At 68.9% G+C, this 22,057-nt stretch carries 20 protein-coding genes and 1 tRNA gene; 18 read left to right on the top strand and 3 right to left on the bottom strand.

Going from position 1 to position 22,057, the window contains the following annotated elements:
* Positions 1-18: 18 nt before the first annotated feature.
* Positions 19-1,254: a pyridoxal phosphate-dependent aminotransferase gene (locus H2Q94_RS28145; RefSeq protein ID WP_243790154.1), complete on the bottom strand. Its 1,236-nt coding sequence runs from the start codon at positions 1,252-1,254 to the stop codon at positions 19-21.
* 203 nt (positions 1,255-1,457) lie between these two features.
* Here H2Q94_RS28145 and H2Q94_RS28140 point away from each other — a divergent pair.
* From H2Q94_RS28140 to rplA, 5 genes are all read left to right on the top strand, one after another.
* A tRNA-Trp gene (locus H2Q94_RS28140) sits at positions 1,458-1,530 on the top strand.
* A gap of 32 nt (positions 1,531-1,562) precedes the next feature.
* On the top strand, positions 1,563-1,961 hold the full coding sequence (secE, locus tag H2Q94_RS28135; RefSeq protein WP_243790153.1) for a preprotein translocase subunit SecE: 399 nt from the start codon (positions 1,563-1,565) through the stop codon (positions 1,959-1,961).
* A gap of 121 nt (positions 1,962-2,082) precedes the next feature.
* The gene (gene nusG, locus H2Q94_RS28130; RefSeq protein WP_243795957.1) at positions 2,083-2,967 is read left to right on the top strand and encodes a transcription termination/antitermination protein NusG; all 885 of its coding nucleotides are present in this window, start codon (positions 2,083-2,085) and stop codon (positions 2,965-2,967) included.
* A gap of 170 nt (positions 2,968-3,137) precedes the next feature.
* Positions 3,138-3,572 (top strand): 50S ribosomal protein L11, encoded by a 435-nt coding sequence (gene rplK, locus H2Q94_RS28125; protein ID WP_243790152.1) that lies wholly within the window; start codon positions 3,138-3,140, stop codon positions 3,570-3,572.
* Between the two features lie 71 nt (positions 3,573-3,643).
* Positions 3,644-4,357, top strand: coding sequence for a 50S ribosomal protein L1 (gene rplA, locus H2Q94_RS28120; RefSeq protein WP_243790151.1), 714 nt, complete (start codon positions 3,644-3,646; stop codon positions 4,355-4,357).
* A gap of 52 nt (positions 4,358-4,409) precedes the next feature.
* Here rplA and H2Q94_RS28115 read toward each other — a convergent pair whose 3' ends face one another.
* Entirely contained in the window at positions 4,410-5,219 is an 810-nt protein-coding gene (locus tag H2Q94_RS28115; RefSeq protein WP_397545387.1) for a hypothetical protein, read from the bottom strand.
* Between the two features lie 406 nt (positions 5,220-5,625).
* Between H2Q94_RS28115 and rplJ the strand changes: the two genes are divergently transcribed.
* The 13 genes from rplJ (at position 5,626) to H2Q94_RS28050 (ending at position 18,714) form a co-directional block, all read left to right on the top strand.
* Complete coding sequence (rplJ, locus tag H2Q94_RS28110; protein ID WP_243790149.1) at positions 5,626-6,153, top strand: 50S ribosomal protein L10; 528 nt, start codon at positions 5,626-5,628, stop codon at positions 6,151-6,153.
* 93 nt (positions 6,154-6,246) lie between these two features.
* The gene (gene rplL, locus H2Q94_RS28105; protein ID WP_243790148.1) at positions 6,247-6,633 is read left to right on the top strand and encodes a 50S ribosomal protein L7/L12; all 387 of its coding nucleotides are present in this window, start codon (positions 6,247-6,249) and stop codon (positions 6,631-6,633) included.
* Between the two features lie 497 nt (positions 6,634-7,130).
* On the top strand, positions 7,131-8,465 hold the full coding sequence (locus tag H2Q94_RS28100) for an ABC transporter ATP-binding protein (RefSeq protein ID WP_243790147.1): 1,335 nt from the start codon (positions 7,131-7,133) through the stop codon (positions 8,463-8,465).
* Positions 8,462-9,274: an MlaE family ABC transporter permease gene (locus tag H2Q94_RS28095; protein WP_397545386.1), complete on the top strand. Its 813-nt coding sequence runs from the start codon at positions 8,462-8,464 to the stop codon at positions 9,272-9,274. The genes H2Q94_RS28100 and H2Q94_RS28095 overlap by 4 nt, the downstream gene beginning before the upstream one ends.
* A gap of 15 nt (positions 9,275-9,289) precedes the next feature.
* The gene (locus tag H2Q94_RS28090) at positions 9,290-10,120 is read left to right on the top strand and encodes an MlaE family ABC transporter permease (RefSeq protein ID WP_397545500.1); all 831 of its coding nucleotides are present in this window, start codon (positions 9,290-9,292) and stop codon (positions 10,118-10,120) included.
* Complete coding sequence (locus H2Q94_RS28085) at positions 10,117-11,478, top strand: MCE family protein (RefSeq protein ID WP_243790145.1); 1,362 nt, start codon at positions 10,117-10,119, stop codon at positions 11,476-11,478. Before H2Q94_RS28090 ends, H2Q94_RS28085 begins: the two co-directional genes overlap by 4 nt.
* The gene (locus tag H2Q94_RS28080) at positions 11,475-12,500 is read left to right on the top strand and encodes an MCE family protein (protein WP_243790144.1); all 1,026 of its coding nucleotides are present in this window, start codon (positions 11,475-11,477) and stop codon (positions 12,498-12,500) included. Before H2Q94_RS28085 ends, H2Q94_RS28080 begins: the two co-directional genes overlap by 4 nt.
* Positions 12,497-13,477: an MCE family protein gene (locus tag H2Q94_RS28075; RefSeq protein ID WP_243790143.1), complete on the top strand. Its 981-nt coding sequence runs from the start codon at positions 12,497-12,499 to the stop codon at positions 13,475-13,477. Before H2Q94_RS28080 ends, H2Q94_RS28075 begins: the two co-directional genes overlap by 4 nt.
* Complete coding sequence (locus H2Q94_RS28070) at positions 13,474-14,685, top strand: MCE family protein (RefSeq protein ID WP_243790142.1); 1,212 nt, start codon at positions 13,474-13,476, stop codon at positions 14,683-14,685. Before H2Q94_RS28075 ends, H2Q94_RS28070 begins: the two co-directional genes overlap by 4 nt.
* A gap of 68 nt (positions 14,686-14,753) precedes the next feature.
* Positions 14,754-15,914: an MCE family protein gene (locus H2Q94_RS28065; protein ID WP_243795956.1), complete on the top strand. Its 1,161-nt coding sequence runs from the start codon at positions 14,754-14,756 to the stop codon at positions 15,912-15,914.
* The gene (locus tag H2Q94_RS28060; RefSeq protein WP_243790141.1) at positions 15,914-17,020 is read left to right on the top strand and encodes an MlaD family protein; all 1,107 of its coding nucleotides are present in this window, start codon (positions 15,914-15,916) and stop codon (positions 17,018-17,020) included. Before H2Q94_RS28065 ends, H2Q94_RS28060 begins: the two co-directional genes overlap by 1 nt.
* A gap of 35 nt (positions 17,021-17,055) precedes the next feature.
* Positions 17,056-17,610, top strand: a complete 555-nt coding sequence (locus H2Q94_RS28055; protein WP_243790140.1) for a hypothetical protein — start codon at positions 17,056-17,058, stop codon at positions 17,608-17,610.
* 51 nt (positions 17,611-17,661) lie between these two features.
* The gene (locus H2Q94_RS28050) at positions 17,662-18,714 is read left to right on the top strand and encodes a hypothetical protein (protein WP_243790139.1); all 1,053 of its coding nucleotides are present in this window, start codon (positions 17,662-17,664) and stop codon (positions 18,712-18,714) included.
* An 89-nt stretch (positions 18,715-18,803) separates the two neighbouring features.
* Here H2Q94_RS28050 and H2Q94_RS28045 read toward each other — a convergent pair whose 3' ends face one another.
* Positions 18,804-21,947, bottom strand: coding sequence for a CHAT domain-containing protein (locus tag H2Q94_RS28045; protein ID WP_243790138.1), 3,144 nt, complete (start codon positions 21,945-21,947; stop codon positions 18,804-18,806).
* Between the last annotated feature and the right edge of the window lie 110 nt (positions 21,948-22,057).

The following is a 22,057-nucleotide window of genomic DNA, read 5'->3' as shown; positions in this document are numbered from 1 at the left end:
GTACGCCGTCGGATGCGGTTACTTCGCTTCGCCGAGGAGATCGGCGACGCGACGGACGCCTTCGACCAGGTCCTCGTCGCCGAGCGCGTAGGACAGCCGGAAGAAACCGGGCGTGCCGAACGCCTCACCCGGCACCACCGCGACCTCCGCCTGCTCCAGCACCAGCTCGGCGAGCTCCACGCTCGTCGACGGCCGCACGCCGCGGATCTCCTTGCCGAGCAGGCCCTTGACGGACGGGTACGCGTAGAACGCGCCCTCCGGCTCGGGGCAGGAGACGCCGGGGATCGCGGAGAGCAGCTCCACGATGGTGCGGCGGCGCCGGTCGAACGCCGAACGCATCTCCGCGACCGCGTCCAGCGGCCCGCTCACGGCTTCCAGCGCGGCCCGCTGCGACACGTTCGCCACGTTCGACGACAGGTGCGACTGGAGGTTCGTGGCTGCCTTGATCACGTCGCTGGGGGCGATCATCCAGCCGACCCGCCAGCCCGTCATCGCGTAGGTCTTCGCGACCCCGTTGAGGATCACGCAGGTGTCGGCGAGCTCCGGCACCGCCGCGACGATCGAGACGTGTTCGGCGGCGCCGTACACGAGGTGTTCGTAGATCTCGTCGGTGATGACCCAGATGCCGTTGCGCAGCGCCCACTCGCCGATCGCCTTCACCTGCTCCGGCGGGTACACCGCGCCGGTCGGGTTGGACGGGGAGTTGAACAGCAGCACCTTCGTGCGCGGAGTGCGCGCGGCCTCGAGCTGCTCGACGCTCGCCAGGAATCCGGATTCATCGTCGGTGGGGACCACCACCGGGACGCCCTCGGCGAGGGTGATCGCCTCCGGGTAGGTCGTCCAGTACGGCGCGGGCAGCAGCACCTCGTCGCCGGGATCGAGCAGCGCGGCGAACGCCTGGTAGACGGCCTGCTTCCCGCCGTTGGTGACCAGGACCCGGCTCGGGTCGACCTGCACGCCGGAGTCGCGCAGGGTCTTCGCCGCGATCGCCTCCCGCAGTTCCGGCAGGCCCGCGGCGGGGCTGTAGCGATGGTTGCGGGGATCGGAGCACGCGGCGATGGCGGCGTCGACGATCGGCTGCGGGGTGGGGAAGTCGGGCTCGCCGGCGCCGAAACCGATCACCGGCCGCCCGGCTGCTTTGAGCGCCTTCGCCTTCGAGTCGACCGCGAGCGTCGCGGACTCGCTGATCCCTCCGATGCGGGCGGAGACCCGTGGCTTCGACGTGTGCCCTGACTGATCTTGTGATGCGGCCATGGGAGCATCTTGGCAGAGGTCGGAGGGCCGCGGTCGCGCTCCCCGCCTCGGCGTTCTCCGTTAAACGGGACGTGCGTGCGGGGGGTGTTGAACGATCCCGTACACTTCCCGTCTTGGGATGCCGGTACACCCGCACCCGAGCTCGGTGCAGGCCGAAATCGGGGCTGGCGTATCGTGTGTTCAGTCGCGGCCGACGGCCGTGAAGGGGTGTAGCTCAATTGGCAGAGCAGCGGTCTCCAAAACCGCAGGTTGCAGGTTCGAGTCCTGTCACCCCTGCTCGATGCACACGGTGAGCGGAGGATGCAGGCGTGAGCGACGACCGCGAGCAGGGGCCGGACGAGCAGCAGGATGATGCCGCTCAGCCCTCCAGCGCCGCCGCACGACGCGAGCGTCGCTCTTCCCGTGCCTCCGCTCGACAGGGCGGCGAACGGGCGGACGGGCCGGACAACGGTTCCACCCGCACAACTGAGTCGAAAGGCCGGCCGACTCCCGCACGGGACGGCCGGAAGGGTCGGGTCTCGCCGTTCCGCAAGGCATGGCGCTTCCTGCGCGAGGTCGTCGCCGAGCTGCGCAAGGTCATTTGGCCGACACGCCGGGCACTGATCACCTACACGCTTGTGGTGCTGGTGTTCGTCAGCATTCTGGTGGCGTTCGTGGCCGGTGTGGACGTGCTGTTCGCCAAGGGCGTGCTCTGGCTGTTCGGCTGAGCGCCGTGGCCCGCGGCGAACAGCGGGCCGCTGTCGCGCCATCGACCCTGCGCATAACGCACGAGAGGAAGCGAGACCCACTGTGACCTCAGGAGACGGAACCTCCCACGAGGACCAGGAGTTGACCGCCCGGACCGGTACGCCGGCCGAGGACGAGGTGTCGGCCGCGGCCGACGACGTCGACTCCGCTCGCGGCGCCGACTCCGGCGAGGGCACCGGTTCGACCGAGTCCGCCACCGGCGTCGACGACGAGACATCGGCTTCGGCCGAGTCCGCCGCCGACTCGGAGTCCACCGAGACTCCGGCCGGCGACGACACTTCGGCAGACGACGCTCCGGCGGATGACGCCTCGGCGGCCGAGGAAGCCGAAGACGACGCCGACGAGGTGGAAGCGGACCCGGTCGAGGAGCTGCGCGCCGCGCTGCGCCGCGCGCCTGGCGAGTGGTACGTCGTGCACTCGTACGCCGGTTACGAGAACAAGGTCAAGACGAACCTGGAGACCCGCGCCCAGACGCTGGACGTCGAGGACTTCATCTTCCAGGTCGAGGTGCCCACCGAAGAGGTCACCGAGATCAAGAACGGCCAGCGCAAGCTGGTGCAGCGCAAGGTGCTGCCCGGCTACATCCTGGTGCGCATGGAGCTCAACGACGCTTCGTGGAGCGCGGTCCGCAACACCCCGGGTGTCACCGGGTTCATCGGTGCGACCTCGCAGCCTTCGCCGCTGAGCATCAACGACGTGCTGAAGTTCCTCGCGCCGCAGGCGGAGAAGGAAGCGAAGCCGGAGCCGGGCAAGAAGGCCGCCCAGCCCGCGGCCGCCGCGAAGTCCTCGGTCGAGGTGGACTTCGAGGTCGGCGAGTCGATCACCGTCATGGACGGTCCGTTCGCCACGCTGCCCGCGACGATCAGCGAGGTCAACGCCGACAACCAGAAGCTCAAGGTGCTGGTGTCGATCTTCGGCCGGGAGACTCCGGTCGAGCTGTCGTTCAACCAGGTTTCCAAGATCTGACCGGCTCCCCGCAGCCGTCTCGCGACGGTGCACAGGGGATTCCGGCGGCCACGGCAGGACCGGGCAGGACCTACCGTGGATACGGGCGAAGCCACCGTCGTGGTCCCCGCCCGTGCCCGGCCCGGTGATCGGGTCGGGCGAACGGACACCGAAGACACAGGAAGCTAGAGATGCCGCCCAAGAAGAAGAAGCTCGCAGCGATCATCAAGCTGCAGATCTCGGCAGGCCAGGCCAACCCGGCTCCGCCCGTCGGTCCGGCGCTGGGTCAGCACGGCGTGAACATCATGGAGTTCTGCAAGGCCTACAACGCCGCCACGGAAACCCAGCGCGGTGACGTGGTGCCGGTCGAGATCTCCGTGTTCGAGGACCGCTCGTTCACCTTCGCCCTCAAGACCCCGCCGGCGGCGAAGCTGCTGCTGAAGGCCGCGGGTGTGCAGAAGGGCAGCGGTGAGCCGCACAAGTCCAAGGTCGGCAAGGTGACCGCGGACCAGATTCGCGAGATCGCGCAGACCAAGCTGGTCGACCTCAACGCCAAGGACCTGGACCAGGCCTCGAAGATCATCGCCGGCACCGCCCGGTCGATGGGCCTGACCGTCGAGGGCTGACGACCCGGCACATGTGGGAGGGCTCGCGCAGCCCTACGCGACCACGACTGATCCACCTTTAAGGACAGAGAATGACTAAGCGCAGCAAGGCATATCAGCAGGCCGCCGAGCTGGTCGACCGCGCGCGGCTGTACGCGCCGCTGGAGGCCGTCGAGCTGGCCAAGAAGACCGCCAAGGTCAAGATGGACCCCACCGTCGAGGTGGCGTTGCGACTGGGCGTCGACCCGCGCAAGGCCGACCAGATGGTCCGCGGCACCGTGAACCTGCCGCACGGCACTGGCAAGACCGTACGGGTCATCGTGTTCGCCACCGGCGACAAGGCCGCTGAGGCCGAAGCCGCAGGTGCGGACGCGGTCGGCTCCGAAGATCTGATCGAGCGTATCCAGGGCGGCTGGCTCGATTTCGACGCGGCGATCGCCACCCCGGACCAGATGGCGAAGGTCGGCAAGATCGCGCGCGTGCTCGGCCCGCGCGGACTCATGCCGAACCCGAAGACCGGCACCGTCACCCCGAACGTCACGAAGGCCGTCTCCGACATCAAGGGCGGCAAGATCAGCTTCCGGGTGGACAAGCAGGCCAACCTGCACCTCATCATCGGCAAGGCCTCGTTCGACACCGAGAAGCTGGTGGAGAACTACGCGGCCGCGCTGGACGAGATCCTGCGTTCCAAGCCGTCGACCTCCAAGGGCCGCTACGTCAAGAAGGTCACCTTCACGACGACCATGGGTCCCGGCATTCCGGTCGACCCGGCGCAGACCCGGAACCTCACCGAGGCTTCTGCCTGACGCTGAGCTTCACGAAGCGGGCCGTCCCTTTCGGGCGGCCCGCTTTCGCATGTCAGCAGGTGGTCGGTTGGTACTGGTCGATCTGCCAGCCGCCGTCGGGCTGCCTGGTCATGCGGAACTTGCCCAGCGGCGGGCCGCCGGAGACCTGCAGCGAGCAGGAGTCGACCAAGGCCTGCGAGCCGGTCTGCTGCATGACGTCGTTGGTGAAGCGGGGGCTGCTGTAGGAGTTCGGCTGCGTGACCTGTGCGCCGGCCTTCTGCGCCGCGGTGGTGCAATCGCCGCTCTGGAAGTGGTAGGCGAAGGCGGCCTTACCCGGTTCGGTGAACAGCGCGCAGGCCTGTTCTGGCTGGTGGGCGACGTAGTTGTAGAACGCGCGGATCACCTGCTGCGGGGATTCCGGGGTGATCGGCGCGGCGTCCGGCGGGGCACCGCCGTTGCCGCCGCCACCACCGCCGCTGTCGGTGACTCGGCTGAAGACCCAGAGCAGCAGCAGCAGGATCAGGACGAGGTAGAGCAGCCGCCGGACGAGCTTGAAACGCAGCAGTCCCAGCGCCTTCTTCCACCGCGGCCGCTCCCGCGGGCGCCGGGGCGCGGCGGGCGGCTCCTCGGTGCCGGGTGCGGCTCCCGCGGCCGGGCCGGGTGCGTCGCCCTGCTGCCGTTGCCACTCCTGGAACTTCTGGAACTCCAAGAACTGCTGGTACTGCCGGAGCTGATCGTCATCGGGCGAGGTCGCGTTCGCCGGACGGGCGCGCTGGTCCGATGAGACCTCGACCAGTTCGGCGTCCACCACCTCGGGGGTGTCGGGCGTCGGGTCGGGTCGGGGGGAGCGGTCGTCGCGGTGCGACTCGTTCGGGTCGGCCACGCCTGACATCTTGCCGTGCCGGGCAAGCGCCGTGATCGTCGTCCACCCGATCGGCGCGGCGGCGGCCGAGTCCGCAACGTGCGGGCGCGCTCACCCGCGGCGGCCGCATCGGTGAGCTGCGGGGGTGCCGTCCGAGCCGGTGCGGGGCTGCCGTACGCTTGGTGCAGTTCCACCCAAGACCGCTGGTCTTTCTTCGCGTTCTGCACGAACGCGAGGAACGAAGGTCCCGTTGCGATGCGGGCGGCCCGCGCAGGAGAACGTGGCGGCACCAGAGCGCTCTGCAGCGCCGGTGCCTAGTACGCCCCGTGCCTCGCTGCGCCGGGGCGTTTTTCGTCTCCTCGGGATCGGTTACCGGCTACGAATCCGCCAGCCGCGGATTCCGAGTCGATCGAAGAGAGGAGGCGACATGGCAAGGACGGACAAGGTCGACGCGGTCGATGAGATCGCGAATCGATTCGACAACGCGACCACCGCGGTGGTGACCGAGTACCGCGGTTTGACCATGGCGCAGCTGGGGCAGCTGCGTACCGCCCTCGGCGAGGGCACGACCTACCGCGTCGCGAAGAACACGCTCGTCAAGCGGGCCGCCGAGCAGTCCGGGGTCGAAGGCCTCGACGACCTGTTCGTCGGTCCCACCGCGATCGCCTTCATCGAGGGCGAGCCGGTTGACGCGGCGAAGGCGCTGCGCGACTTCGCCAAGGACAACAAGTCCTTGGTGATCAAGGGCGGCTACATGGACGGCCGCGCGATCTCGGTTTCCGAGGTCGAGCGCATCGCCGACCTGGACTCGCGCGAGGACACCTTGAGCAAGCTGGCCGGCGCGCTGAAGGGCAAGTTGACCGAGGCTGCGGGCCTGTTCGCCGCCCCGGCATCGCAGGTCGCACGGCTTGGCGCCGCGCTGCAGGAGAAGAAGGGCGCCGAGGCGGACTCCTGATCCGCTCCGGCCCGGAACGCCGCGCGCGCCGGGACCCCGCCCGCACATCGCAACGCTCGCCCAGGCGAGCGCAGATCTGAAAGGAACGCCGTCATGGCCAAGCTGAGCAACGACGAGCTGCTGGACGTCTTCAAGGAAATGACCCTGCTCGAGCTCTCCGAGTTCGTGAAGCAGTTCGAGGAGACCTTCGACGTCACCGCCGCCGCCCCGGTCGCGGCCGTGGCCGCCCCGGCCGCCGGTGGCGCAGCCGCCGAGGTCGAGGAGCAGGACGAGTTCGACGTCGTCCTGGAGGACGCCGGCGACAAGAAGATCCAGGTCATCAAGGTCGTCCGCGAGGTCGTCTCCGGTCTGGGCCTGAAGGAGGCCAAGGAGCTCGTCGAGGGCGCCCCGAAGGCCCTCCTGGAGAAGGTCGACAAGGACAAGGCCAACGAGGCCAAGGCCAAGCTGGAAGAGTCCGGCGCCAAGATCTCCCTGAAGTGATCTCGCGCCGTCCGGTTCCGCGTCCATCGGGCCGGAACCGGGCGGCAGGCACTTCCGCATTACGAACGGCCCCGCACCGCGGGGCCGTTCTGCGTTCCATGGGCAAACCGATCGGATAACGATCATCGCGGGGCTCATCGAGCACTGGATCACCTTTCGCCGCCGGTCGTTTCCACGGCGATCACTCGGTGTATTGGAGAACTGGGCGGGCATCGACTCTCGGTGCCCGCCCTTTTTCTGTCCGTGCACAATTCATTGATTTTTTCGGCCTGCGGAACCACGAATTCGGACAGTTCGGAACGGTTTTCGTCCGCCTCTGGGAATCCAAGTGAACTCATGAGTAACCTGTGCCGGTCTCGCTCGTTGCATAGGTGTGACGCTCCTGACGTCGGTTAGTCGAGTCACATATGCGAGGCTCCCCAATCGGGTGCGCTACTGCACCTGGCGGAGTGAAGCCAGCGAGTAACGCGGCCAACGAAGGAACGCGGAGGTGCCGGATGGGTGTCGAGGTCAGGGTCGAGGGCTTGTCGAAGTCCTTCGGCGCGCAGACCATCTGGCGGGACGTGTCGCTCACCCTGCCGACCGGGGAGATCAGCGTGCTGCTGGGACCTTCGGGTACCGGTAAGTCGGTGTTCCTGAAGTCGCTCGTGGGTCTGCTCAAGCCGGAGCAGGGCAAAGTGCTGATCGACGGAGTCGACGTCTGCGACTGTTCGGAGAGCAAGCTCTACGAGATCCGGAAGCTGTTCGGCGTCCTGTTCCAGGACGGCGCGCTGTTCGGATCGATGAACCTGTACGACAACATCGCCTTCCCGCTGCGTGAACACACTCGGAAGAACGAGTCCGAGGTTCGCCAGGTGGTCATGGAGAAGATGGAGATGGTCGGGCTGCTCGGCGCCGAGTCGAAGCTGCCCGGTGAGATCTCCGGCGGTATGCGCAAGCGGGCCGGCCTGGCCAGGGCGCTGGTGCTGGACCCCGAGATTCTGTTGTTCGACGAGCCGGACTCCGGTCTGGACCCGGTGCGCACGGCGTACCTGAACCAGCTGATCGTGGACCTGAACGCGCAGATCGACGCGACCTGCTTGATCGTCACGCACGACATCAACACGGCCCGCACGGTCCCGGACAACATCGGCATGCTGTTCCGCCGGAACCTGGTCATGTACGGCCCGCGGGAGGTGCTGCTGACTTCGCGTGAGCCGGTGGTCGAGCAGTTCCTCAACGGTCGCAGGCAAGGGCCGATCGGGATGAGCGAGGAGAAGGACGCGGGCCAGATGGCCGCGGAGCTCGCCGAGCTCGAAGGCGACAAGGGCGTCCCGGACATCATCCCGCAGCTGGACGTCTCGCCAGGGCTGCCCGAGCGGACCGCGGTGCGCCGCAGGCAGGACCGCGTGATGGCGAACCTGCATTCGCTGAGTCCCGAGGCGCAGCAGCAGATCTTCAAGAGCATGAGCCCGCAGGAGCGCGAGCACTACGGCGTCCGGGCGGGCGGTGCGCCCGTGCCCGCGGCCGCTCCGGCTCCGTCGATGAGCGGCTCGCTGCCGCAGGGCGATGTCGCGCAGGTGCCACGGCAGGCCGCCCCGCCGCAGGCTCCCCAGAATCCGGCGCCGCAGCCCCAGCACCAGGCGCCCCAGAACCAGGCGCCGCACAGCGCAGCGCCGACGAATCCGGGTCCGCACGGATCCGCTCAGCCCGGCCACGGACACGCCCGCCCGTCCCCGCGGCCCCGGCCGCGCGGTGGTGAGCCGTCGTTGCAGTCCGGTTTCCAGCCCGATGACGAACCGGTGAGCGCCCGCCGCCGCTGGTTCGGACGCCAAAAAGGTGGTGAGCAGTGAGCGCACCGCCCACGCGATCGCGGGCGAGAAGCGCAGGGTCCTTCCCGGGTGCGGGGGGATTGCGTGAGACGGGCCGATTGTTCGCACTGGGACTGGACGTGATCCGGTCCATTCCGCGCCGGCCGTTCCAGTTCCGTGAGTTCATCCAGCAGTGCTGGTTCATCGCCAGCGTGACGATCATGCCCACCGCGCTGGTGGCGATTCCGTTCGGCGCGGTCATCGCGTTGCAGCTCGGTTCGCTGACCCGGCAGATCGGTGCTCAGTCGTTCACCGGTGGCGCCAGCGTGCTGGCGATCATCCAGCAGGCCAGTCCGATCGTGACGGCGTTGCTGATCGCCGGTGCCGGTGGTTCGGCGATCTGCGCCGACCTCGGCTCCCGCAAGATCCGCGACGAGATCGACGCGATGGAGGTGCTCGGCGTTTCCGTGGTGCAGCGCCTCGTGGTGCCTCGGGTGCTGGCGGCGATCCTGGTCGCGGTGCTGCTCAACGGCATGGTCAGCGTCGTCGGCGTGCTCGGCGGCTACTTCTTCAACGTGATCATGCAGGGCGGTACGCCCGGTGCCTACATGGCGAGCTTCAACGCGCTGGCGCAGCTGCCGGACGTGTGGATCAGCGAGCTGAAGGCGTTGATCTTCGGTTTCCTGGCGGGCGTGGTCGCGGCGTACCGCGGCCTGAACCCGCCGCCCGGCCCGAAGGGCGTCGGGGACGCGGTGAACCAGGCCGTGGTGATCACCTTCCTGCTGCTGTTCGCGGTGAACTTCATTCTGACCACGATCTACCTCCAGGTCGTGCCGCCCAAGGGGATGTGAGCGGGCATGACGACGATGACGCAGCGCGTGAAGAGCGTGGCTCGACGACCACTGCAGATGCTCGACGATCTGGGCGACCAGATGTCGTTCTACCTGCGGACGCTGGGCTGGATCCCGAAATCGATCACCCGCTACGCCAAGGAGACCCTGCGGCTGCTGACCGAGGTCAGCTTCGGCAGCGGGGCGCTCGCGGTGATCGGCGGCACGGTCGGCGTGATGATCGGCATGACGCTGTTCACCGGCACCGTGGTCGGCCTCCAGGGGTACGCGGCGCTGAACCAGCTGGGCACCTCGGCGTTCGCCGGGTTCGTCTCGGCGTACTTCAACACCCGCGAGATCGCGCCGCTGGTGGCCGGTCTCGCACTGTCGGCCACGGTCGGCTCCGGGTTCACCGCGCAGCTCGGCGCGATGCGGATCTCCGATGAGATCGACGCGCTGGAGGTCATGGGCGTGCCCAGCCTGCCGTACCTGGTGACGACTCGGGTGATGGCCGGGTTCGTCGCGGTGGTGCCGCTGTACGTGCTGGGGCTGCTGACCTCGTACCTGGCGGCGCGCACGGTGACGGTGCAGCTCTACGGGCAGTCGGCGGGCACCTACGACCACTACTTCAACCTGTTCCTCCCACCGGAGGACGTGTTGTGGTCGTTCTTGAAAGTGCTCATCTTCAGCGTCGTGGTGATCATGACGCACTGCTACTACGGCTACCGCGCCAGCGGCGGCCCGGCGGGAGTGGGCATCGCGGTCGGACGTGCGGTCCGCACGGCGATCGTGACCACCGCACTGCTCGACTTCTTCCTCAGCCTCGCGATCTGGGGCACCACGACGACGGTTCGGATCACGGGATGAGTACTCGCAGCGCACTGTTCACGGCGCGGCGCAGACTGCTGGGTCTGGCGCTGTTGATGTGCATCGTGCTGTTCTTCGCATTCACGATCGCCACCTACCAGCGCGCCTTCGAGTCCAGCGTGGACGTGGTGCTCAAGGCCGCGCGCAGCGGCAACCAGCTGCTGCCCGAGTCGGACGTCAAAGCACACGGCATGATCATCGGCAGGGTCGACGAGGTGCGGCCGACCAACGAGGGTGCCGAGCTGCACTTGGCGTTGGAGCCGGACAAGGCGAAGCTGCTGCCGTCGAACGTGTCGGCGCGCTTGTTGCCGCGGACGTTGTTCGGTGAGCGTTACGTGTCGCTGGACGTGCCGGAGCAGTCGTCGTCGACGCGGTTGGCGGCGGGTGATGTGATCTCGCAGGATCGGTCGCGGGCGTCGGTGGAGCTGGAGACGGTGCTGGCGGACACGATGCCGGTGCTGGAGGCGATCCACCCGGACGACCTGGCGGCGACGTTGAACTCGTTGAACCAGGCGTTGGACGGTCGTGGGGAGGAAGTCGGCGACACGATCACGCGGTTGAACGACTACGTCGAGGGGCTCAACCCGTCGGTGCCGCAGTTGCAGGAGAACCTGCGGCAGCTGGTGGGGGTGGCCGAGACCTACGAGCAGGCCGCGCCGGACGTGCTGCAGGCGCTGGGTGATCTGTCGACGACCTCGCGGACGCTGGTGGATCAGCAGGAGAACCTGCGGTCGCTGACCTCGCAGCTGACCACGACTTCGAACGACGCGACCGGTTTCCTGGAGGCCAACGGCGACGACCTGATCAGGTTGGGCGAGTCGGCGCGGCCCACCGCGGACGTGCTCGCCAAGTACTCGCCGTCCTACCCGTGCTTCCTCAAGGGCATGGCCGACTACGTCCCGCTGATCAACGATGCCTTCGGCGTCGGCACCAAGGAGCCGGGTCTGCACATCACGCTCGAAATCGTGCCGAACCGCGGCAAGTACGTCCCGAACCAGGACGAACCCGTCTACGGCGACAAGCGCGGGCCGCGCTGCTACGACTACGTCAACGGTCCCAAGCCGTTCCCGCAGTACCCGCCGGACGGCCCGCTCAACGACGGTTCGGAGCCGCCGCCCGCGGCCCGCACCGGCAACGAGGGCCTGCTGCCCAGCGGCGGCGCACCCGCGGGCACCTCGCCGCAGTCGGCGAGCGCACCGGCCCGGGACGACCTCGGACTGCAGAACTCGCCCACCGAACGGGACATGGTCTCGACGGTGCTGGCGCCGACGATGGGCACGTCCGCGCAGGACGTGCCGGGCTGGGGCTCGCTGCTGGTCGGGCCGGTCCTGCGCGGAGCGGAGGTGAGCTACCGATGAACGCGCGCGGCGTCCTCGGGCCACTGGTCAAATTCGGCATCTTCGTGCTCGTCACGGTGCTGGCCAGCGGCCTTCTGGTGATCACCATCGCGAACAACGACCTGCGTTCCGCGGACTCCTACACCGCCCGGTTCACCGATGCCACCGCCCTCAACGAGGGCGACGAGGTGCGGATCTCCGGGGTCAAGGTCGGCCAGATCGAGAACATCAAGGTGGTGGATCGCCGCCTCGCCGAGGTCGAGTTCAACGTCTCCCAGCGCAAACTGCCCAAGTCGGTGCGGGCGACGCTCAAGTACCGCAACCTGGTCGGCCAGCGCTACTTGGCGCTGGAACAGGGAGCGGGCGCTCCGAACGACTACCTGCCCGCGGGCGGCACGATTCCGTTGGCACAGACCAAACCCGCGCTGGACCTCACGGTGCTGCTCGGCGGGTTCAAGCCGCTGTTCCAGGCGTTGTCGCCGGACGACGTGAACAAGCTGTCCTACGAGATCATCCAGGTGCTGCAGGGCGAAGGCGGCACCGTGCAGAGCCTGCTGTCGCACACCGCATCGCTGACCTCGACGCTGGCCGCCAAGGACCAGGTGATCGGGGAGGTCGTGAACAACCTCAACGGCGTGCTCGGCACCGTCAACGCCCGAGACGATCAGCTTTCCGGGCTGATCGTGCAGCTGCAGCAGGTCGTGTCCGGGCTTTCCGAGGACCGCGAGTCCATCGGGGAAGCGGTGGGCGCGCTGGACGGGCTCACCAACACCACCGCCGGACTGCTCACCGAGGCGCGGCCGCCGTTGCAGCAGGACATCGCCGGACTCGGTGAACTGTCCAAGAACCTCAACGACAACGAAGCGATCACCGAGCGGACGCTGCAGAACATGCCGGACAAGCTGAACACCATTACGCGGACGGGTACGCACGGCGCGTGGTTCAACTTCTTCCTGTGCGGACTGTCCGGCAAGGTCGGCATCGGAGACGTGAACATTCCGCTGCCGCTGATGCCGGTGACCCAGCCGAGGTGCCAAGGATGACGTCTTTCCAAAAACGGAACCCGCTGAAGATCGGCGTGGCCGGGATCCTGGTGCTGCTCATCGGGTTCGTCGTCGCGATGAACTTCGAGCGGTTACCGCTGATCAGCGGCAGCCAGTACCAGGCGAACTTCAGCGAGGCCGCCGGCCTGATGCCGGACAACGAGGTCCGGGTCGCCGGGGTGAAGGTCGGCACGGTCAGCTCGGTCGAGCTCGAGGGCGATCACGTCGCGGTGTCGTTCCGGGTCAAGGACGCCTGGATCGGGAACAACACCACGGCCGCGATCAAGATCAAGACGCTGCTGGGGCAGAAGTACCTGGCGCTGGACCCGCGCGGTGACGCGGAACAGTCCACTTCGGACCCGATTCCGATGAACCGCACGATGGCGCCCTACGACGTGATCGAGGCGTTCAGCGGTCTGCAGCGAACCGTCGGCAGCATCGACACCCAGCAGCTCGCCGACAGCTTCCGGACCATGTCCGACACGTTCTCCGACACTCCGGACGACGTTCGCGGCGCGCTCAACGGGCTCTCCGCGCTGTCGCAGACGATCTCCTCGCGCGACCAGCAGCTCAAGGAGCTGCTGGCGAACACCGCGAACGTGTCCCGCACCGTCGCCGACCGCAACGCGGAGTTCGAGAAGCTGCTCGCCGACGGGAACCTGCTGCTGGAGGAGATCCGGGACCGCCGCGACCAGATCAGCTCGCTGCTCGACGGCACACGCGCGCTCTCCGCGCAGCTGAGCGGGCTGGTCGACGACAACTCCGCGCAGCTCGGGCCGACCCTGGCCCAGCTCGACAAGGTCACCAAGATGCTGCAGCGCAACCAGGACAACCTCAGCCGCAGCATCGAGGCGTTCGGACCGTTCACCCGGGTGTTCTCCAACGTGCTCGGCACCGGGCGCTGGTTCGACACCTACATCTGCGGCCTGCTGCCGCCGTCCGTCGGCCCGCTCAACCCGGAGGGCTGCAAGCCATGAGCACCCGGAAACCACCTCTCACCAGCATGATCGCCATCGCCTGCGCGGTGGCGCTGCTGGCCACCGGCGCCGTGTGGTGGCTGTTCTACGGAGCCAACGAGAAGCGCGTCACCGCGTACTTCTCCGCCGCCGTCGGCGTCTACCCGGGCGGGGACGTGCGGATGCTGGGCGTGCCGATGGGCACCGTCGACGAGGTCACCCCGAACGGCCAGACGGTACGCGTGACGATGTCGCTGGACCGCGACGTGGACGTGCCCGCCGACGTCAACGCGGTGCTCGTGTCGCCGAGCGTCGTCAGCGACCGGTACGTGCAGCTCGCTCCCGTCTACAAGGGAGGGCCGAAGCTCGCCGACGGCGCGGTCATCCCGAAGGAGCGCACCGCGACCCCCGTCGAGCTCGACGAGGTCTACCGCAGCCTCAACGACATCACCGCCGCGCTCGGGCCGGACGGAGCGAACAAGGACGGCGCGCTGACCGACCTGCTCAACACCGGGGCGGCCAACCTCGACGGCAACGGTCAAGCTCTCGCCGACACGCTGCAGCACCTCGGCCAGGCGGGCAGCACGTTGTCCGGCAGCAGCAAGGACCTGTTCGCCACCGTGGACAACCTGCAGCGGTTCACCTCGATGCTCAACTCGAACGATGAGCAGGTGCGCCGCTTCAACACCCAGATGCAGGAGGTCAGCTCGCTGCTGGCTGGGGAGCGCGAAGACCTCGGCGCCTCGATGGCGGAACTGGCCGTCGCGCTGGGCAAGGTCGAATCCTTCGTCCGCGACAACCGGGAAGGGCTCAAGTCCAATGTGGACCAGCTCAACGGGGTGGCGCAGGTGCTGGTGAACCAGAAGGCGGCGCTGTCCGAATCGCTGACCGACGCGCCGCTGGCCCTGGGCAACCTGCAGAACTCGTACAACGCGGCCTCCGGAACCCTCGACACCCGCGCGGTCATCAACGAGCTGAACGAGCCGCCGCTTGTCGGCGTGTGCAAGCTCGTCCGCCAGCCCGCCGCGGGAACTCCGCTGCAACTGCCGGACAACGTGCTCGACGCCTGCAACGCGATCCAACCGGTGCTCGACGGGCTGCTGCCCATCTCCAGCATCGGGGACCTGCTCTCGCAGCTGCAGGGAAATCCGCCCGCGCAGCAGAACGGCGACTCCCCCTTCCCGCTCGGCGGCACCGGTGCCCCGCTCGTCACCGGAGGTGGCCAGTGATCAGCCGCGGAACTCTCGCGCACCGGCGGGCGGCCCGGCCGGGCTCGGCCCGGTTCGGCGCCGGGAAGATCGTCGCCCTCGCCACCACCGCGCTGGTGCTGGTGAGCGGCTGCGGATTCACCGGCGTCTCCGGCTTACCGCTGCCCGGCGGAGCCGACCTCGGCGACAAGCCCTACCAGGTGAAGGTGCGGTTCGCCGACGTGCTGGACCTGGTGCCCAACGCCGGGGTGCGCGTCAACGACGTGCCCGTCGGGAGGGTCAACGAGATCGGACTCGCCCCCGGCTCCTGGGACGCCGAGGCGATCCTCCAGGTCAACCGGGGCGTCGAGCTGCCCGCCAACGCCACCGCCCGGCTGCGCCAATCCAGCCTGCTCGGCGAGAAGTACGTCGAACTGGCCGCGCCGCCCGAACCTGAGGCGCCGCAAGGGAAACTCATCAACGGCGACGTCATCGGCATCGACCGCAGCGGCCGCAACCCCGAGGTCGAGGAAGTCCTCGGCGCGTTGTCGCTGCTGCTCAACGGCGGCGGTGTGTCCCAGCTGCAGAACATCACCCGGGAGCTCAACAACGCGCTCGAAGGGCGCGAGAGCGACGCCCGCAACCTGCTCGGCAACCTCGACGAACTCGTCGCCGGGCTGGACGCGCAACGCGACGACATCACCCGCGCGCTCGACAGCGTCAACCGGCTCTCCGCGAGCCTCAACGAGCAACGCGGCAACATCGACACCGCGCTGCGCGACCTCGAACCCGGACTGCGGGTGCTCAACGACCAGCGCGGGCAGCTGGTCACCATGCTCCAGTCGCTGGACAGGCTCTCCGGGGTCGCCACCAACGTCGTCGACCAGAGCCAGGACGACCTGGTGCACAACCTGCAGGCGCTGCAACCGACGCTGGCGAACCTCGAAGCCGCGGGCGACGACCTGCCGAAGTCCTTCGAGATCCTGCTGACCTACCCGTTCACCGACGGTGCGGCGGAAGGCATCAAGGGCGACTACACGAACCTCTACATCGATGCCGACCTCAACCTCACCAACATCCTCGGCAACCTCGGCCGGGCCAGGCAGCCGCTGATCCAGCTGCCCGGTGCGCCGCCGCTGCCGCTGCAACCGCAGACGCCGCAGCAACCGGGAGCGGGCACCGAGCCCACGTCTCCCGAAACGTCCCCCGCCCCTGAGCCGGACGAGAAAGACGGTGGGCTGCTCGACTTCCTGTTCGGAGGCGATGACTGATGCTCACCCGCAAAACTCGGCTGCAGATCGTCGCGTTCCTGGCGATCGCGCTCGTCGGCATCGGCTACGCGGGCGCCCGCTACGCCGGGCTGGACCGGTTGCTCGGACCGCGCGGCTACGTCGTGACCATGAACCTCGCCGACTCCGGCGGCATCTTCGACAACGCCGAGGTCACCTACCGCGGGGTGCCCATCGGGCGGGTCGGGGAAATGAAGCTCACCAGCGGCGGCGTCGAGGTGCCGCTCGACATCGAGCCCGGTCACAAGCGCATCCCCGCCGACGTCGACGCCGTGGTCACCAACCGCTCCGCCGTCGGCGAGCAGTACGTCGACCTGCGGCCCCGGACCGACGACGGGCCGTACCTGAAGGACGGCTCGGTCATCAAGAAGGCGGCCACCAGCGTTCCGCTTCCGGTCGAAGAGCTGATGACCAACCTGGACGACTTCTCCAAATCGGTGCCGGAGGACTCGCTGCGCACCGTCGTCAACGAACTCGGCACCGCGTTCCGGAACAACGGCGGCAACCTGCAGCGCGTGCTCGACACGACGCGGGAGTTCACCACCGAAGCCCAACAGCACCTGCCGCAGACCCGGCAACTGCTGGAGGACGGCACCACGGTGCTCGCCACGCAGAACGAGCAGGGCTCCGCGATCCGCTCCTACAGCTCCGACCTGAAGCTGCTGGCCGAGCAACTGCGCACCTCCGACCCGGACCTGCGGAAGCTGATCAAGAATGCCCCGCCGGCCGCGCGCCAGGTCAGCGGGTTCCTCAACGAGACCGGGCCGCAGCTGGGCACCTTGGTCACCAACCTGACCAGCACCACCGACCTGCTCGCCGCCAACAACGACGGCATCGAGCAGCTGATGGTGACCTACCCGATGGTCTCCGCGGGCGGCTACAGCGTGGTTCCCGGCGACGGCACCGCGCACTTCGGGCTCGCGCTCAACATCTTCGATCCGCTGCCGTGCACAGCGGGTTACGAAGGAACCGTCAAACGTGCGGGAAGCGACCTCGCGCCGGTGCCGCTGAACACTGATGCACACTGTGCGGAGCCACCGGGGAGCCCGGTCAACGTACGTGGGGCGCAGAACGCACCTGGACAGTGAGACACCCCGACGGCACCGTGAAACGAGGTGACCCGATGACCGAGAACGAGGCCGACCCTGGCCCCGAATCCGAGAACCGCCCGTCCAGGACCCCACGGTCGCCAGTGCTGATCCCTGCGGTCGCACTCTCCATCGCCCTGGTGGCGGCGCTGTTCTTCGGCGTCAGCTGGGCCGTCGCGGCCAACGGGGGCAGCGCCTCCTACGCGGCCGAACGGGACGACGCGTTGCAGGCAGGCACCCAGTCGATCATCAACTTCAACACGCTCGACCACCGCGACGTGCAACGCGGGCTGGACCTGTGGGAAAGCTCGTCCACCGGCCCGCTGCACGAGGACGTCGTGCGCGGTCGGCAGCAGTACGCCGACAGCATCACCCAGGCCAAGACGGTCACCGAGGCGGAAGTCCTCTCCGCCGGGCTCACCGAACTCAACGAACGCGCGGGCAAGGCCCGCATGATCGCCGTGGTGAAGGTGACCGTGACCCCGGACGGCCAGCCGCCCACGGAGAAGCGCAGTCGATACCAGGCCGAGCTGACCCGTGAGGGCCAGGACTGGAAACTCAGCGTCCTCGGTCCCGTCGCGGTCGGCTGAACCCCGACCTGATTCAGCTGTGCCGACTCGTTCGTACTAGGAGTGGTTCCCGTGTCCAGTCCCCGCCGTCCCGGATCGTCGTCGCGGCGGCGCGTCGCCGGTCAGCGCAGCCGTTCCGGTTCCACCGGCTCCAGCACGAGGATCGGGCTCAACCGGCCGGAGGATTCGACCGAGGCCGTTGAGGAGTCCATCACCGAGGTGGGGCCGGACGCCGAAACCGGCTCGGCGGCGCCCGCGGCCGACGAGGCTTCGTCGCCTGCGGCGGAGGAGGCTTCCGCGGCCGCGCCCGACGAGACGGACCAGGCCGCTTCGACGGACGCGGAACTCGACGACTCGCCCGCGGAGTCTTCGAACGGTGACGCGACCGGGGCGAACACCACGCCCGCGGCCGAGCCGAACGGTCCGGTGACGACGGGCAAGGCCGGGCGCGCGAAGCGCAACGGCACGACGCACGAGACCACTCCGGCCGCCCGCCAGGAGCCGGTGTACTCGTACCGGCCGGACGTCGAACCGTCCGCCGGAACCGATCCCACGTGGTCGCCGAACGACCGGACCGAACAGGACTCCTCCGAGGCGGACGCGGAAACCACCGCGGCGGGCCGTCCCGGCGGGACCAAGAACCTGATCATCGCGATGGTCGCGGCGACGGTGCTGCTCGTCGGGCTCGCCACCTGGTTCGGCATCGAGGCCTACGGCGCGAACAACGGCAACCGGGCGCTCTCCGACCAGGCCACCACCAGCGAGGTCAACGGGCAGATCACCGACGGCATCGAGAAGATCTTCTCCTACGACTTCGCCGACACCGGCAAGACCGAACGCGCCGCCCAGGACCTGCTCACCGGCGCCGCCGTCGGCGAGTACGAGCAGCTGTTCATCACCGTCAAGGAGCAGGCGCCGATCCAGAAGCTGGTCGTCACCACGACGGTCAAGGCCAGCAGCGTGACCCGGCTGGAAGGCGACCGCGCCGAGGTGCTGCTGTTCGTCGACCAGAACGCCACCCGCACCGACGTCGGCGGCGAGCCCTCGGTCGGCCCGGCGCAGGTCGTCGTCAACGCCGAGAAGCAGGGCGACAAGTGGAAGATCTCCGGCATCACCCAGCGTTGATCTTCGGGCCGGACGAGTGCCCGCCCGGCACTCGCCCGGCTGCTAGTGACTGAGAACCCGACCCGCCGCCCCGGTCACGCCGCGAAGCATCACGGGCCGACGTGCAGGTGGGCGGACCAGCGGGACGGGGCCGCCGGGAAGTCCGCGCGGAGGCGGCGAGCAGCGTCGTGCAAGGCGAGCGCCGCCCGGCCCGTGTCGACCTCCTCGGTGCCGAAGACGGCCTCGTACACCTCGGAGTGCACCTCCACCGCGCAGTCCTCGTCGACCTCCCACAGGCTGCCGATGACGTGCGCGAACCCCGCGAAACCCAATGCCGGAGCCAGCGGTACCGCCGCGGCCGACGGGGCGTCCACGAACGTCGAGCAGCGCCCCAGGTAACCGAACTCGATGTGGTGCAGTCCCAGCTGGCCCAGCTCCACCAAGCCCAAGCCCCGTTGCGGTGGCTCGCGATCCAGCACCAGACCGGCTGCGGGCTGCGCCGGATACTGCGCGCTCGGCTCGCACACGTGGACCCACGCGGTACCCGGCAGCAGTTGCTGGACCTCGGTGGCCGACGTCGACCTCGGGGACAGCACCTCGGCGTCCGGCCAGTACCGGGCGAGGATCTGGTTCTCGCGCGGCAACTCCCGCGCGCCGGGTTCCAGCGAGTCGGCGGCCACCAGTGCCCGGCCCGCGTCCGGCACCGGGCGTCGCCTGGTCTCGTTCAACGAGCCCAACGACGGCGTGTACGAGGACACGACCCGATCCAGTGCGCTCGCGCCGTCCTTCGACGCCGCCGCGTGCAGCGGAAGGAAGCTCAACGCGCCCACCACGCACCACCACAGGCGCGGCCAGCGCTGCCCCTCGGCCGGTTCCCGCACGTATCCCATCCGATCCAGGACGGGGCGGGTGATGTTGTGCCACAACCAGTCGAGCGCCTCCAGCAGGGCGCTCTGATCGCGTTGGTCCGTCGCCGCCAGTGCGGCCCTCGCCTGCTCGGCCGCGGAATCCGGTCCGGCGCCCGGCAGCGGAACCGTCAGCACCCGGCCGGCGAACATGATCAACGCGTCGGAGCGGTAGCGGCTCAGGTTGACCAGCACCACGGAGCCTTCCTCGCCGTTTCCGGCGAGCTCGCTGATCGGCTGTAATCGCAGGTGACCGGCATGAGCCCGATCGGATCGCACCTCGCGGAGCAGGTCCTCCCACGCGTCGACCAGTCGGGCGCGCAACGCGGTGTTCTCCTCCGGGTCGGTCAACGCGGGCTCACCCGGCGGCCGGTCCAGCAGCCTGCGCAATCGGACCGCTTCGTCGGCCAACTCCGGATGATCGCGATGCAGACCGCCCAGCTCGCCGCCTGCGGGCAGGAAGTCCGACAGCAGCGCGTTGCGGCCGTGCTCCAGGAGTTCCACGGCCCGTTCCGGCTCGCCGTTCTCCACCGCGCACGCGGCCGCATCGGCGGCGATCAAGGCCCAGCGCTGCTGCATCGCGGGGGAGGCCACGGCGCGCTTCGCCCGGGTCACCAGCGGCAGCAGCTCGACGGCCGTGGTGAACGATTCCACCGCCTCCGACCACCGCTGTGCCCCCGCGGCGAGCCGCCCGTTCAAGCTGGCCGCCCGCAGCCGCTGATCGGCCGGTGCCGAAGTCTGCGCGGCCGCTTCCCCGAGCACTCGTCGTGCCCAGCGGTAGAAGCGGCGGCGGCCGGTCCGCTGGTGCAAGGACTGCAGCGCGCGGCCCAGGTGCGTCGCGACCGCGGCCCGTTCCGGCGCGTCGGCGGCCATCGCCTCCAATGCCCGGTCGAACCATTCGACGGCGGTCTCCAGCTCGGCGGTGCGGGTGGTGCGGCGGAACCGATGCGCCGAGATCACGCCCAGCTGCGCCCACGCCAGGTGCTGTGCCGTCTCGGGGGCGGTGGCGGCCTGCTCGCACACCTGCTTGGCGCGATCCAGGTCGGCTTCGTCCGCGCTGTTCTCGTACCGGGTGAGCAGGCTCAGCGCCAGTGAGTGCAGCACCTTGCCGTTCTGCGCGACCTCCGCCGAGGCTTCCCCGGCGGCGACGGCGGTGTCCAGCGCGTCCGTTTCCGCACCGTGCAGAAAATGCCTGCGCAGCAAGGCTCCGTATCCGGCCAGCGCGAACGGCTGCTCCGGATCGTCGGGCGCCATCCCGCGCGCGCTCGCCGAGTAGGCCCGCAGCGTGCGGCGCAGCGGCCCCGGTTCTCCGGTGCTGTCGACGTGCTCCGTGGTGGACTCGGCGAGCAGCACCAGGGCACGTCCGAGCAGCGGGTGCCCGGCGCCCAGCACGCCCAGCACGCCGATCAGCTCGCCGATCCCGGCCTCCAGGTCGGCGAGGTCCCCGGCTTGTTCGAAGCGCAGCCGCAAGGCGCTGGCCAAGTGGCACAGCGCATTGCGCCGCGGTTCACCGTCGGCCAGCCCGTCGGCTCCACGTCGAAGGTGCGTGATGCCCTCGTCGAGGTCCTGCGCTGAACCGGTGCGCTGGTAGCGGCGCAGCAGCGCCGCCCCCAGGTTGATCCGCAGCTCCGCCGCCTCGGCGCCGCCGCCGCGGGAGGCGGCGCGGGCCGCCTCCCGGAACGCGTCGATCGACTGGTCGTCCGATCGCGGGTCCTCGGCGAGCCGGGCGTGGGTCTTCAACGCGTTCGCCAGCCGGACCAAGGTCATGATCCGGCGCGGATCGCGGCGCGGGGTCTGCTCGGTGGCGGTGCGGGCCGCCCGCACCGACTCTTCGGCATGCCCGATCGAACCGCCCGAGGTGGCCAGCTCGGTCAGCGCCAACGCCAGGTTGCACTGGTAGAGCACCAGGTCCGGATCGCCCTGGTCCGCCTGCGACGCGGCGTCCCGGTAGTAGTTGACCGCGTCTTCCAGATCCCCGAGCTGTCTGCTGCTCAGGTACATCAGCTGGGAAGCGCTGCCCAGGTTGTTCAACACCCCGGCGCGCGCCGGATCGCGATCGTCGAGCACTCCCGCGGTGGCGCGGAACACCTCGGTGACCCAAGGCAGCCGCGCGAAGTCGAGCGTGGAGATGATCTCGTTCATCGCCGTGATGGCGTCCGCGTAGCGCTGCTCCGGGTTGGGCCGGCCCTGGGGCGATGACGGTCCCGGATCAGCGGCCGGCTGGGTGGGGACGGATTGTCCGTCCGTCCCGGTGAACCACGACGCTCCGGCACCGGCACGTTGCTGTTCCCCGGTCGAACGCGCTTGCCCGTCGGCGAGCTCGTCCGGCCGACCCGCATCGTCATTCATCCCGATTCTCCTGTGGCATGCTCACACGACTATCAGCGTCGCGGCGTCGCGGGACGTTTCACCGTACCGATGTTCGTGGGTACCGAATAGCCCGTGCGCGCGCCGCGGAC

This window comes from Saccharopolyspora gloriosae (genome assembly GCF_022828475.1).
In the GTDB taxonomy this organism is placed as follows: Bacteria; Actinomycetota; Actinomycetes; order Mycobacteriales; family Pseudonocardiaceae; genus Saccharopolyspora_C; species Saccharopolyspora_C gloriosae_A.
This window is presented reverse-complemented; position numbering and strand designations above follow the sequence as displayed.